At 42.2% G+C, this 13,737-nt stretch carries 16 protein-coding genes; 15 read left to right on the top strand and 1 reads right to left on the bottom strand.

Going from position 1 to position 13,737, the window contains the following annotated elements:
• Positions 1-81 precede the first annotated feature (81 nt).
• The 8 genes from AR1Y2_RS00775 (at position 82) to AR1Y2_RS00805 (ending at position 7,330) form a co-directional block, all read left to right on the top strand.
• Positions 82-690 (top strand): type IV toxin-antitoxin system AbiEi family antitoxin domain-containing protein, encoded by a 609-nt coding sequence (locus tag AR1Y2_RS00775; protein ID WP_137327246.1) that lies wholly within the window; start codon positions 82-84, stop codon positions 688-690.
• Between the two features lie 142 nt (positions 691-832).
• Complete coding sequence (locus tag AR1Y2_RS18280) at positions 833-1,072, top strand: hypothetical protein (RefSeq protein WP_282432090.1); 240 nt, start codon at positions 833-835, stop codon at positions 1,070-1,072.
• Positions 1,069-1,239: a nucleotidyl transferase AbiEii/AbiGii toxin family protein gene (locus tag AR1Y2_RS18285; RefSeq protein WP_334295824.1), complete on the top strand. Its 171-nt coding sequence runs from the start codon at positions 1,069-1,071 to the stop codon at positions 1,237-1,239. The genes AR1Y2_RS18280 and AR1Y2_RS18285 overlap by 4 nt, the downstream gene beginning before the upstream one ends.
• A 226-nt stretch (positions 1,240-1,465) precedes the next feature.
• Positions 1,466-1,954: a GNAT family N-acetyltransferase gene (locus tag AR1Y2_RS00785; RefSeq protein WP_137327247.1), complete on the top strand. Its 489-nt coding sequence runs from the start codon at positions 1,466-1,468 to the stop codon at positions 1,952-1,954.
• A 159-nt stretch (positions 1,955-2,113) separates the two neighbouring features.
• Positions 2,114-2,494, top strand: a complete 381-nt coding sequence (locus AR1Y2_RS00790; protein WP_137327248.1) for a (deoxy)nucleoside triphosphate pyrophosphohydrolase — start codon at positions 2,114-2,116, stop codon at positions 2,492-2,494.
• Positions 2,495-3,466, top strand: coding sequence for an HNH endonuclease (locus tag AR1Y2_RS00795; RefSeq protein ID WP_137327249.1), 972 nt, complete (start codon positions 2,495-2,497; stop codon positions 3,464-3,466).
• A gap of 46 nt (positions 3,467-3,512) precedes the next feature.
• A complete protein-coding gene (locus tag AR1Y2_RS00800) occupies positions 3,513-6,773 on the top strand; it encodes a hybrid sensor histidine kinase/response regulator (RefSeq protein ID WP_175403550.1) in 3,261 nt (1,086 codons plus the stop codon).
• Positions 6,770-7,330, top strand: coding sequence for a DUF3795 domain-containing protein (locus AR1Y2_RS00805; RefSeq protein WP_137327251.1), 561 nt, complete (start codon positions 6,770-6,772; stop codon positions 7,328-7,330). Before AR1Y2_RS00800 ends, AR1Y2_RS00805 begins: the two co-directional genes overlap by 4 nt.
• A gap of 241 nt (positions 7,331-7,571) precedes the next feature.
• On the opposite strand, the gene AR1Y2_RS00810 is transcribed toward AR1Y2_RS00805, so the two are convergent.
• Entirely contained in the window at positions 7,572-9,182 is a 1,611-nt protein-coding gene (locus AR1Y2_RS00810) for a sensor domain-containing diguanylate cyclase (RefSeq protein ID WP_137327252.1), read from the bottom strand.
• Between the two features lie 231 nt (positions 9,183-9,413).
• Here AR1Y2_RS00810 and AR1Y2_RS00815 point away from each other — a divergent pair, with 231 nt between their 5' ends.
• The 7 genes from AR1Y2_RS00815 (at position 9,414) to AR1Y2_RS00845 (ending at position 13,715) form a co-directional block, all read left to right on the top strand.
• Positions 9,414-10,211, top strand: a complete 798-nt coding sequence (locus tag AR1Y2_RS00815) for a class I SAM-dependent methyltransferase (protein ID WP_137327253.1) — start codon at positions 9,414-9,416, stop codon at positions 10,209-10,211.
• A 228-nt stretch (positions 10,212-10,439) separates the two neighbouring features.
• A complete protein-coding gene (locus AR1Y2_RS00820; RefSeq protein WP_137327254.1) occupies positions 10,440-10,874 on the top strand; it encodes a GNAT family N-acetyltransferase in 435 nt (144 codons plus the stop codon).
• 1 nt (position 10,875) lies between these two features.
• Entirely contained in the window at positions 10,876-11,301 is a 426-nt protein-coding gene (locus tag AR1Y2_RS00825) for an EamA family transporter (RefSeq protein ID WP_137327255.1), read from the top strand.
• Between the two features lie 26 nt (positions 11,302-11,327).
• Complete coding sequence (locus AR1Y2_RS00830; protein WP_137330158.1) at positions 11,328-11,510, top strand: DUF6440 family protein; 183 nt, start codon at positions 11,328-11,330, stop codon at positions 11,508-11,510.
• A gap of 21 nt (positions 11,511-11,531) precedes the next feature.
• A complete protein-coding gene (locus AR1Y2_RS00835) occupies positions 11,532-12,308 on the top strand; it encodes a GNAT family N-acetyltransferase (RefSeq protein WP_137327256.1) in 777 nt (258 codons plus the stop codon).
• Positions 12,309-12,392: 84 nt separating this feature from the next.
• A complete protein-coding gene (locus AR1Y2_RS00840; RefSeq protein WP_137327257.1) occupies positions 12,393-13,022 on the top strand; it encodes an HNH endonuclease signature motif containing protein in 630 nt (209 codons plus the stop codon).
• Between the two features lie 57 nt (positions 13,023-13,079).
• Entirely contained in the window at positions 13,080-13,715 is a 636-nt protein-coding gene (locus tag AR1Y2_RS00845) for an endonuclease III domain-containing protein (RefSeq protein ID WP_137327258.1), read from the top strand.
• Positions 13,716-13,737 lie beyond the last annotated feature (22 nt).

Below are 13,737 nucleotides of genomic sequence, written 5' to 3' on the forward strand. Positions count from 1 at the left end.
CTCAAACAAAAGAATCAAATATAATATAGTAAAGTGCCTAATTGTTAATTTAATAAAGGGCAATTCAATAGAGGTGAAGATATGCTTCAGAATAAAGATATTGAAACTTTGAGAGTGTTGTTTAGCAGTCATAATTATGTTATGACTACTGCGGAACTTACAGCCTCAAAGTTATACTATGCAGATATAAAACGACTTTTAGACGAAGGATTGATTGAAAGAGTCAGGCGAGGTTACTATCACTGGGCTCAGGATTGCGGAGAAAGTGAAGTTGTCATTATCAATCGATTGTTTCCCGATGCAGTGCTTTGTATGGAGACCGCCCTATTCTATTATAGATACAGTGACAGAAATCCTGCTGAATGGAGCTTTGCAATAGATAAAAATGTTTCTAAGCGTCGAACAAGAATCGATTATCCGTTTATAAAGGCATATCGTGTAGAGGCAGGGTTGGTTACGCTAGGCGAAATCGAGGGTGAAATTGATTTTCACAAAGTCCACATTTATGACCGTGACCGTACTATTTGCGATGTGCTACGAAATATGAAAAAGATGGATATGGAGATTTTTAATAAAGCGGTGCAGGGCTATGTAAAAGACCCGAAAAAGAATATACCGAATCTTATGGAATATGCGAAAGTTCTGCGTGTACAAAAGCGTGTAAAAGAATTGATTGGAGTGTGGCTGTGATGGCAGATATTGCAGCATTAGTACTTGGTAAGCTAGAAATAAGGCTAAGACTTGTGGTATCAGTTAACAGCAGTGCCTGTAGCTTTTTATACAGGAGGAATTTTCGAGAAAACCCTCGAAGTCAGAATATGAGGACTATCTGGTGCTAAAAGGCGGGTTATTCATCTATACTATTACGAACTTTGAAAGCCGAGCTACTATTGATGTTGATTTCCTACTCTGTGGATATTCAAATTCAATAGATAGTGTTAAAAATATGATCTGTAAAATCATTTACACACCGACAGGCAATGATTATATTAAGATGACTGCAAAAGTTTTGAGGAGATTTCTCCACAGAGAAAGTATCACGGTATCAGTACACAAATTAGAGGACAGATAAAAAATGTGCGAGTACCTTTTAATGTAGATATAGGTGTGGGAGATGTTATCGTACCAAAAGCAGAACAGCGTAAAATTAATACGCAGCTTCCAGACTTTGAAGCACCTGTGATAAAAACTTATTCTATTGAAAGTACCATAGCGGAAAAGTTTGACGCAATTTTGTAACGCTTCGAACTGACAGGCAGAATGAAAGATTTTTACGATATTTATTAACTTTCAAGTACATTCGATTTTGATGGGGCAAAATTGCAAGCTGCGATCTTTGAGACCTTACAGCGGCGTGGTACATCATACGATAGAGATAGCTTTAAACGGATTGTTGCACTTGCCGATGATAAGGATATGCAGAAGCGGTTGAAATATTTTTTGAAAACCAAGAAAGAGAGATATTATGGAGATAAGATTCCTAAATCAATCAGATGCCCCAGAATCCGTCAGCTACATTTACGAAACCAGCTGGAAATACGCATACAAAGATATCATTCCCCAAAGCTATCTTGACAACCTTGAAAAGGGAAAATGGTGCGAGGCCATTAAAAATCCTGATTTGTGTTCGTTGATTTTGCTGGATGATGAAAAAATGATTGGAACGGCCTCTTACTGTCCATCAAGATTTATAAGCATGAGCGGATTCGGTGAAATTGTCTCTCTCTATTTGTTACCGGAATATTGTGGTCAAGGATATGGAAAATTCCTTCTGCGCGCTGCCATTGATGGACTGGCCAAAATGGGATATAAAAATGTCTTTTTGTGGGTTTTGGAAGAAAACAGGAGTGCGAGATCTTTCTACGAGAAGTTTGGCTTTTACAACAGCGGTGATTGTCTGAAGGATAACATAGGTGGAAAAGAATTATTGGAATTACGATATATTTATACGTAATTGAATGGATTTCTGATCTAATGACTGATGCTCATGTTTTAATTGATACCTATGCAGCCCAAGTTTATGGAAATTATGAATGAAGCAGATTGAAAAAGGACTCCGGAAGTGAATCCAGACATGAAAAAGTGTACATAGAATCAGAAATGAGGTAAGTAGATGCAAAGGATTATTGCAGCGGCCATAATCAAACATGATAAGGTTTTAATTGCAGAACGTAATTATGGTTCATTAAAAGAATATTGGGAATTTCCGGGTGGGAAGGTTGAAGGCGATGAAACTGATGAAGAGTGCATCTGTAGGGAAATAAAAGAGGAATTTGGAGTAGACATTCAGGTATCTTCATATCTTGGGCAAGCAAAATTTCAAATAGAAGAAAATAATTATGAAATCATTTTATATGAGGCAAAGCTGTTGAGCGATCATCTTAGATTGACGGTACACAGTAAAATCAAATGGGTATCAAGAAATCAATTATTTAAAAATAAATTGGCGCCGGTGGATATTACCTTGGCGACACAATGCTTTGGGGGTGTTTAAATGAATTATTTTTTTGTGTTTCAGAATGAAACCTACAAATGGGAACACAGAGGGGGTTATTTATGGGCACCACAGTACGGAAGGATAGGACAACGAGTATCTCATTATGAAACTATGAAATCTGTCAAGCAAGGGGATATAATTATCCATAGCTTGAAAAAGAAGATTGTAGCCATAAGCAGAGCAAAAAAAGATGTGTATGCTGCGAAGAAACCTGTAGAAATAAAAAATCCATGGCAGGATCAAGGATGGCGAGTGGATGTGGATTATATAACCTTTGCGAAGACGATTGAAACCTCAGATTACAAGGATGAACTTTTAAGACTACGACCTAAGACGAATGCTCCTTTCAATAGAAAAGGTCATGGTAATCCAGGTTATCTTTTTCTGGCAAATAAAGAAATGTACGATTTTTTGTTACATAAGATATTAGGAGTTCAGACAGACGATAGTGAAAAACAGAAAATTATTAATCTGTTAAATTTATGCAATGATCTAGGGCAAGAACAAATAGACCTGCAAATTCAGATGGATTTTGAAGAAGTGAAAGCAACACAATTGACACAACAACAGTTGGCCCGGCACGCAAAGCATTCAAGACCTCCAAAAACTCAGAAAACAGAGTCAACTGTATATTATCGCAGTCCGTACATTAGAGAGCTGGTAAAAACTTTTGCAGAAGGTAAATGCCAATTGTGTAAATTAAATGCTCCATTTTATGACAAGGACCATAAACCATATTTGGAAGAACATCACATCAAATACTTGTCGGATGGAGGAAGTGATACTATGGATAATGTTGTAGCTATTTGTCCTAATTGTCATCGAAAGATTCATATATTGGAAGATGAAGAAGATAGAATGATACTATTCCAAAAGGCAGAAGAGAATCAAAAACGCTATGAAAGACTGCTAAGATATGCAGAGGGTATTGAAGAGTCATCTTGCGGAGCAATGACCGAAAGGATATAATCATCCTATAGTAATGTTTCTGCAGGCAGGCCGAAAGGAGAGCCAGATGACCGGCTGTGTAAAACGAACAAATCAATTAAAGATCTTACGCTGCAAGGTGATCAGCATGATCGTATGTCTGGTACTTCTAGCGGCAGCGGTCCGTCCTGTAAGCGCGGCGCAGACAGAAATTGTCCGCGTCGGTTTTTTTGCTTTAGATGGATATCATATGCAGGATCAGTATGGGGACCGCAGTGGATATGGCTATGAATATCTTCAGTATATGGGAAAGTACTCTAATTTTGTATATGAATATAAGGGCTATGATAAAAGCTGGGAGGAAATGCAGGATATGCTTGAAAGAGGGCAGATTGATATGCTTACCTCAGCCCAGAAAACAAAAGAACGGATGAAGAATTTTGACTTCTCCGACAGACCGATCGGAACAAGTAAAACCCTTCTTACCGTAAAAGCAGGAAATACAAAATATATGAATGGTGATCTCCGTAAATTAAACGGAATGCGGGTAGGAATGTTGAAAAAAAACAGCAAGAACGATAGTTTCCGAACGTATGCCAAAGAGCAGGGAATTTCATATAGAACAGTGATTTTCAATAGCAGTAAAGAAATGCTGAAGGCGCTGCAGAGCGGTAAAGATATTGACGCAGTCGTAACCAGCAGCCTAAGAAAAATAAAAAATGAATGGGTTGTGGCATCTTTTGACCCGTCACCGTACTATGTAATGGTAAAGAAGGGGAACCACAAGCTTTTGAACCAGGTCAACGATGCCATCAGTCAAATCGAGCTATATAAGCCTAATTTACAGACAGAACTATATAACCGTTATTATTCTGCGGAAAACGGCGATGATGTATCCTATACGGCTGAGGAGAGAAGCTACATCAATCAATTTGTCAGGAAGAAAAAAACTTTGAAAATATTGCTGAACACAGACAGAAAACCATTTTCTTATTATGAAGATGGAAAGATAAAGGGGGTTTTGACAGAGATTCTGGCTGAAATCATGGAGCGCACTGGCATACCATATGAGATTATTCCAACTAAGACCAGGGCGGAGTATGAAAGGAAGCTGCTTCAGGGTGGTACTCAGGTTTGTTTTGATAACCGATATGATTTGAATAAAGCCGAACGGGAAGGTTATGAGTTGACAGAGCCGTATCTGGAATCTACGATTTCCCGCATTACAAATAAAAAGTTTACAGGCACACCTAAAACCATAGCAACGGTAAAGGAATCAGATATTGCAGAGGGTTATATATTCAAATACCACAAGACGAATAAAGTTCTTTATTTTAAAACACTGGACGATTGCGTCGATGCCGTGTTATCCGGCAAGGCGGATGCCGCTTATCTCTACACATACACAGCCCAGCAATATATTTATGAGGATGACCGGAACCAGCTTCAGGAAACACTAATTCCCAATGACACGGTTAAGTTTGCGATGGCGGTTGAGCAGAAGGAAGATCCTGTTCTATTTTCGATCTTAAATAAAGCAGTACTCAGCATCAGTGATGAAGACATTGACCATATTGTGCAGGAGAAGATTTCTTATCCGGTGAAAGAATTTTCGGTAAGGGGATATTTCTACAGCAATCCATGGGCCTGGGGTGTGGCAGGACTTGCGGTGGTACTGCTGATCTCAGGAACTGTATTTTGGGTGTATAGGCGAAAGAACCGAAGACTGGAACAAGAAAAGAGCAGGGAATTCGAACGTTTTATTACGTATGTGTGTAGGGCAAATGATGCCGTCATGGAATACATTTTAGAAGACAATAAAATCTTTTCTTACCAGATGAACGAAGGTCATATTCTCAAACAGGAGGAGATGCTTCTGTTGGGCAGTCAGCTGCATCATAATATTCATCCGGAAGACTGGGAGAATGTGAGGGATAAATGTGATTTAATTAGAATCCGAAAGCTTGCCGAATCCGGAGGGGAGATTTATTTTGAGTGCAGGAGCCGAAGGAAATCCAGCCAGTATATGTGGTTTTCTTATACATTGCAAGGAATTCCGGGGGACGGCACTGAATCGGACAAGGTTATGGTATTTCTGAAAAATATCCATCAGGCGAAAAAGCAAGAGGCAGAGAAACGCCAGGCGCTGGAGGACGCTCTGTTATCGGCGCAGCAGGCGGGCAAGGCTAAAGGAGAGTTTATGTCCAAAATGTCTCATGAGATCAGGACGCCTCTGAATGCCATCATTGGTTATCTACAGATCGCCAAAGGAGCCGTAGAAGAACGAGAGAAGATAAAAGATTGTCTGCAGAAACAGGAGTACGCTGCCCAGCATCTTTTAGATATTATCAATGATGTATTGGATATTGCGTCAATTGAAAGTGGTAAGATAAAATTGGAAAACGCGGTTTTTAATATACAGGAACTGCTGACAGAGACGGCTGCGATTTTTGAAAGTCAGGCAAGGCAAAAGGAGCTTGAGTTTGGAATGAAGGTGGAGGGGATCACCAATAGTTTACTGGTCGGCGACCGGCTCAGGGTTAATCAGATATTAATGAATCTGTTGTCCAATGCAGTGAAATTTACATCTGCCGGAGGAAAGGTAGAATTGGAGGTTTCTCAGAAGGCAGTGATCGAAGGCCGGGCGCACCTTCAGTTCCGAATTCAAGATACTGGAATTGGAATGACAAAAGAATATAAGCAACGGATCTTCACGCCGTTTGAACAACAGGATGCCGGCACCGCAAAGCTTTATGGAGGAACCGGGCTCGGTCTTTCCATCACAAATAACCTGGTCAATATGATGAACGGAACCATCCATGTGCAGAGTGAGGAAGGGAAAGGCAGTATTTTTACCGTAGGACTGTCATTTCAAATTGCAGACACAGAGACGTCTGTTGAAAATACAGGTGCAGATCAGACCAGAAAGATAAAAAATTCTGGTGAGGATATATTTTCAGGCATGAGTATGATTCTGGCGGAAGACAATGAGATGAATCGGGAAATCGTAAAAGAAATCCTTAAGGATACCGGCTTGAATATCACATGTGCTGAAACCGGCCGGGAGGCGCTGGAGATTTTCGAGAACTCCACGGATGGAACATACCAGATGATCTTGATGGATATCCAGATGCCTGTGATGGACGGCTATGAGGCAGCACGCCGGATCAGGGCATGCGGTCATTCCCAAGCCAGGAAGATTCCTATCATTGCCTGTTCGGCGGATGCGTTTACGGAAGATGTAAATAAGGCATTGGCGGCAGGCATGAACGATCATATTTCAAAACCTATTGATTATGAAAAGCTGTGCCATATATTAAATCAATACTGTACGGAGGCAGAACTATGAAAGACTTTAACAGAGAAAACCTGATGTTTTCCCTCTGTGGTTTAAACTGCGGGTTATGCTCCATGAAGATAGACGGGTACTGTCCTGGCTGCGGAGGAGGAGCTGGAAACCAGTCCTGCAAAATCGCGAAATGCAGTATAGAGCGGGGGAAGATAGAATACTGCTTCCAGTGCGGGAGCTATCCCTGTGAAAAATATGAAGGCATTGATGAGTATGATTCATTTATCACACACCAGAAACGGCAGATTGACTTTAAAAGGGCCAGGGAAAAAGGGATGGATATTTATAATGAGGAACAAAAGAAGAAGGCAGAGATCTTACATGAGCTTTTAGACAATTATAATGACGGGCGCAGGAAAAGTTTTTATTGTACGGCGGTGAATATGCTGGAACTGGAAGAGGTTGAGGCAGTGATGGAGGAGCTTCATCGTGACATAAAGCCGGGAGAAGAAAACCTGAAAGAAAGAGCGGCCACAGCGGTAAAGTTATTTCAGGATAAGGCAGCACAAAGGCAGATCGTACTGAAACTGAAGAAAAAGCCACGGAAAAAGAAATAGAAATTACATAAGACAGAGAGAAGAACCAAACGCTTCTCTCTGCCTTTTTCTGCTTTTTCTGATTCCATAGGAAAGTTCTGCGAACCTCCCTGTGGAATAAGCAAGCCCTGCGGGCATTATGCACACAAATGCGTGAGGAAACTATTTGACTACGTCAAATCGCATTTGGCGCTCAAAGTTGCCAAGCCCCTCAAAGAATGAGAGGTTTGGGTGTTGAAGTGGACTTACCCACTTTGTTCTCTTATCTTTTAGGGACGCCCGCAAAGCCTCCGTTGTGGGTTACCTTAGCTTCATAGAGAGCCTCATCTGCTGCCTTGGCAAGGTTCACATAGGTGTCTCCGTGTTTTGCCACAACAGCTCCGGCGGACATAGTGATGGAAGGCATATTTCTCCGGGCCGCCTCTTTCGCCAGTGACACATTGATATCATCCATGATCTTTTTTGCTACGGAATAGTCCTCTGTCCTGGATACAAAGATCGCAAATTCATCCCCGTGCAGACGTGATGCCAAATCTATGGTTCGGATACGTCCAATGATCATCTGGGCGGACAGTTTAATGACTTCGTCACCGACAGAATGGCCGTAATTGTCGTTGACTGATTTGAAGCGGTCACCGTCGATCATAATAAGGATTCCGCGCTCATCCGGGTCCATTTCCTCTATCAGATCTGTGACGCCTTTTCGGAATGACTTAAAATTCATCATTCCGGTGAGATCATCGATGGCAGCCGCTTTCTGGGCAGCGGATAAAGCAATCTCCAGTCGTTTCTGGGTCTGGCCCAGATCCACATAGGCTGCGTGCAGCTCCCGGTTTTTCTGGCCTTTACTGATGCGTCCCAGAATATAAATAAGCAAAAGCTCCAGTGCAAGAAGAGGAAGCAGCCATATTTGAACGGTACTTTTCAGCATAGAAGAAACCGGGACAAGAATCATAAAGTTATAATCCTTTCCCTTCAGCAGATAACCATAATAACTTTTGTTCTTGATTTTCAAAGTATGGACTTTGGAGGTCTGGCCTTTCAGCTTCGAGAATTCCTTATCAAAGTCTTTCTGAAAGGTATAAAATGCAGATGCAGAGTCCAGCTGGTCTTTCAGTTTTGAGCGCTCTTCCTCTTTCATATCCCCGGCATCTTTAAAGGCCTTCAAAGCCTTTTGATAGACAGCCTTGGTCTCATCTAAATCGGCATAAAGATCTCCGCCCAAGTAGTCGGCATTGCTGCTTCCAATCACAGTTCCTTTGTTGTCAAATATCATCAGCTGTTCGCTGTCATATTCTTTTAGAGAGGAGACAAGATCCTGGATATCCCCCATTTTAATATCATAAGCGAATACGGTTTTCTGGTCTGGCTGAAGCTGTGAGATGGTGGAGAGGATATAGTGATTGGCATAGCTCATATACGGAGGAGTAAAGACAACCTTTCCTTTGCCGGATACTGCATCTTTATACCATGGACGTTCGGTGGCCTTGTATCCAGTGCTTTCATATTCTGAATAAGGTGTATCCCAGCTGTAGAGGTAGCGCCCCTTATAATACATATAAAGACCGTCAAAGGTATCACCTTCAATGTCCTTCATCTTAGAGTCAATACCTTTCAGATAATTCCAAATATCATTGGGATTCGGGTTATTTTGGATCTCCCTTGACAGCAGCTGTGAAAATAATTGAAAGGAGTGGCTGTAATTTTCCATGACCTCTTCTGCCTGTGCCTGGGAATGATTCGCGTGCTCAGACAAACTTTTTGCTACATACTGAGATTCCCTTTTACATATAACAGTCACAGCCAATATATTGACGATCAAAAAAATAACAACACCCCACCGCCGCTTTTTACACCACTCAACAGTATTCATTACAATATCCCCCCTGGATGAATGAAATCATTTACTAAATTTTTAATATTTATCTAATATTTTAACATATAATCACGACTGGGTCTAACATAGAAATGGATTCGATAGGAAGAACATAAAAGAAGTCATATGGACAGCTGCATTGACAAAGAGACCGTTGGTTGATAATATCCATGGAATGATGGATTTGGTGTACGAAAAATGTGAATAAAGGGAACGAAGGGAGGCCATATGATTCAGAAAAAAGAGATTGACAGAGGAACTGGTTTTGATTGGGGGCGTACATCCGGGGACTATGCCAGATACAGGGATATTTATCCGCAGGAGTTTTATCAGAGACTGCTGGACCGGGGGATCTGCACTGCCGGACAGGATGTCCTTGACATAGGCACAGGTACTGGGGTTATCCCGAGGAATTTATATTCTCATGGAGCAAACTTTACAGGGATTGATATCTCTGAACAGCAGATTGACCATGCCAGAGAGCTTGCGGCAGAAAAAGATATGGATATTAGGTTTTTGTGTACTCCTGCGGAGGATGTGCCGTTTCAGGCCGGCTCATTTGACGCGGTGACGGCATGCCAGTGTTTTACCTATTTTGACCATGAAGTTCTGGCTCCTAAGATTAGTGAACTGTTAAAGAAAAATGGAAGTTTTGCGGTGCTGTATATGGCCTGGCTGCCGAAAGAGGATGAGATTGCCGGAAAAAGTGAGGAACTGGTTTTGAAATATCATCCCTTATGGACCGGATGCAACGAAACCAGGCATAACATTCAGATACCGAAGGTATACCTGGATTATTTTGAGCTGGAGTCAGAAGAAGTGTTTGACTTGGAAGTGCCTTTTACGAGAGAGGGCTGGAACGGGCGGATGAAAGCCTGCAGAGGGATCGGTGCATCCCTTCCTGAACAGGAAGTGGCGGCGTTTGAAAAAGAGCATATGAGGCTTCTTGAACAGACGGCACCCCCGCAGTTTCATGTGCTTCATTATGCAGCGGTGACGATTCTCCGGAAAAGAACGGATGTATAGAACTCTTGGTTTCTAGGTTGTAAAGTATACGTTGAGCCTTCATATTGACAAACCCTGATGTTCCTGATAAAATCACTAAAAAAATAACAGCTTATATCCTTTCCACCGGGTAAGGATGTTCTAAGGCATGAAAAACAGTCGCAGGTCTGACGCAGCACTGCAACAGAAGACTGTTTTGAGTGCCTTTTTATTTTAGCAAGCTGGGAACACAGTATCAGGGAGGTTTGTATGGAAATAACTTTTGTAAAGAAAAGAGAATTATTTGACGACGCAGAAGATATCAGGGAAGAAGTGTTTGTAAGGGAACAGGGATTTATAAATGAGATTGATGAGACAGACAAAAAGGCAGTACATGTCGTGTGCTACGACCAGGGTTATCCGATCGCTGTGGGACGCTACTTTCAGGGAGAAGAAGAGGGAGTGTACCACATAGGCCGGGTTGCCATACGAAAGGAATACAGAGGCAGGAATATTGGAAGATTTATCATGAAAGCTATGGAGGACAGCATCCGTCAGGAAAAGGGGAAAGTCATTCATCTGTCTGCCCAGGCCAGAGTGCAGGAGTTTTATGAAAAATCAGGATATACAGTGAGAGGCGAATCTTATATGGAGGAACACTGTCTGCATATTCCTATGAAAAAAGAACTTGGAGGAGAAGAGTAACATGGGGATTCATTTTTACCTGCCGCTGGGGCTGGTCATCATATCAAATCTGATCTATCACAACGCAGCAAAGAGTACTCCTGCCAATGCAAATACTTTTTTATGTTTAACAGTGACATACTTAATCGCTGCAGCAATCTGTGGAGTTGTTTATTTTACAGGAAAAGGATCTTTGGCAAAGGACATTCATATGATTAACTGGAGCAGTTGGATATTGGGCATATCCATTGTGGGGATTGAGCTTGGTTATCTCCTCATGTACCGTTGCGGCTGGGAGATCAGCAGGGGAAGCCTGGCTGCCAATGTCTGCGCCACGATAATGCTGCTGGTGATCGGTATCCTGTTTTACAAGGAAATTCTGTCGCCTGCTAAGTTCGCTGGAATTGCTTGTTGTATTATCGGACTTATGCTGATAAATTATAAGTAGAAGATAAAAAAGGAGAAACAGTCATGATGAAATCAGATGACAGATTTAAGAGGATCTATAAACAGGGAAAGATGACGGTGACAGAGATATGGGTGGACCGGGTAACTGGTGTGAATTATCTGTACCACGTAGATGGCTATTCAGGCGGATTGACACCGCTTTTGGACAGGGATGGGAAGCCGGTAGTCTCACCGGTTATAAACAGATAACAGACAGATGAAGGGGAAGATATGCCGGTAAAATTAAAGGACTGTAAAAGAGCAGAGACGCTGTTTGGAGATTGGCCGGAGGGGATACTAAAGTCGTGCCTCCAGGGGATTATGGGGTGTGTTTATGCAGATTATGCACAACAGCCTGAGTCAGCTATGGCCATGCTGGGAGACTTTTGTTTTCTGGCGGGGAGGCCGGATGAAGAGCTTGTACGGTTTAAACCCGATGAGTGCAGCGGAGATTTTATGATCATGGTGCCTCAGTCCAAAGGGTGGGCGGCGATAATCACAGAAGTTTACAAAGATAAAGCTAAGCCTGTGGCCAGGTATGCGTTTAGAAAAGAACCGGGAGTGTTTGACAGGCAGAAGCTCCGTACTGCGGTGGATTCCTTAAGTAGTGAGTATACGGTCAGGATGATGGATGAAGAGTGCTTCGATGAATGCCGGAGGCATTATTGGAGCAGGGACCTGGTATCCCAATTCCCGGATTATGAAATGTACCAGAGGCTTGGTCTGGGGACCGTGGTGCTGAGACAAAAAGAGATTGTTGCAGGGGCATCCTCCTATGCATCTTTCCAAGGCGGGATTGAGATCGAGATTGATACGAAGGAGGAGTACCGGAGACAAGGGCTTGCATACGCCTGCGGGGCAGCATTGCTGCTGGAGTGTATGGACAGAGGAATCTATCCCAGCTGGGATGCACAGAATTTATGGTCTGTGGCACTGGCTGAAAAACTTGGATATCATTTTGACCATGAATACACTGTCTATGAGATCTGGGGTTATGGAGATATATAGTCAATGGAGAAAAGGTATCCGATGTGCAACTTTAAAAAGCTGTAGCAATCACATAAAAGACAGAGTATCAGGAGTAAGAGTACAATGAGTTTTTCGGAAAAAGTGAAAATAGAAGCAAAGAAAAAAGCAGGTTTTAGATGTGTAATCTGCCAGGAGCCATTTGTGGAAGTGCATCATATTATTCCTCAGAAAGAAGGGGGAGAAGATACAATAAATAATGCAGCGCCGCTTTGTTCCAGATGCCATGACCTTTATGGAGATAATCCTTCTAAAAGAAAACAAATCCGTCAAATGAGAGATCATTGGTATGAGGTAATGGAAAAAAGAAACACGGGCAAGCTTAGCGACCTAAATCCAATTCGTCCGGACCATGAGAGAATCAATGCATTGAGAGATAAAAGTATTGCTATCCAGCATACAGTATTTGCAGAAGAAAATTTTCAGACAGCAGCGAGGATGTTATATAAACTGATCTATACCGCTCAACAGAAGTTCCCCAATCAAAAACGTATATTATACCTGGATATTGAAGGGCATAGAAATAATGCGGGCGGCTACGACAGAGATATGCTAGAATTACAGAAAGAGTTCATGCTTGATTTTCTATTGCCATATCTTTCGGTTGCACATCTGCCTTTATGCAGTGTTGAAAACACAAAATTGCAAGAGAATGAATTGTTTGAAGATCTGGCTATTTTTGCAGAAGATGAATAAAGTTGAATGGTATAAATGTCGAAGCTTTATTTAAACAGTTACGAAAGGGGAAGAAGTTTGACAAAAGAGAAATTAGCGTTAGAGATCATCCAGAGGCTGAAAGAGGAATACCCGGATGTAGGATGTACCTTAGACTATGATCAGGCATGGAAACTGCTGGTGAGTGTACGTCTGGCGGCACAATGCACAGATGCCAGGGTAAATGTGGTAGTACAGGACCTGTATGAGAAATATCCCGATGTGAATGCACTGGCGGAAGCCGATGTAAAGGATATTGAGGAAATTGTAAGGCCCTGTGGGCTTGGGCGGAGCAAGGCAAGGGATATCAGTGCGTGTATGAAGATTCTTAGAGATGAATATGACGGAAAGATCCCGGATAACTTCAAGGATTTGTTGAAGCTGCCAGGTGTTGGACGGAAAAGTGCCAATCTGGTAATGGGGGATGTTTTCGGTGAGCCGGCCATTGTCACGGACACTCACTGTATCCGCCTGGTAAATCGCATGGGCCTGGTGGACCAGATCAAGGATCCCAAAAAGGTAGAAATGGCCCTCTGGGAGATCATTCCGCCTGAGGAGGGCAGCGATTTCTGCCACAGGCTGGTATTCCTTGGAAGGGATGTCTGTACGGCCAGGACTGCACCCCACTGTGAAATATGCTGCCTGCGGGATATCTGTGCAAAAGCAGGGGTTTAGCACAACAATAAAATGACGGGGA

Source organism: Anaerostipes rhamnosivorans (assembly GCF_005280655.1).
GTDB classification, from domain to species: Bacteria; Bacillota; Clostridia; order Lachnospirales; family Lachnospiraceae; genus Anaerostipes; species Anaerostipes rhamnosivorans.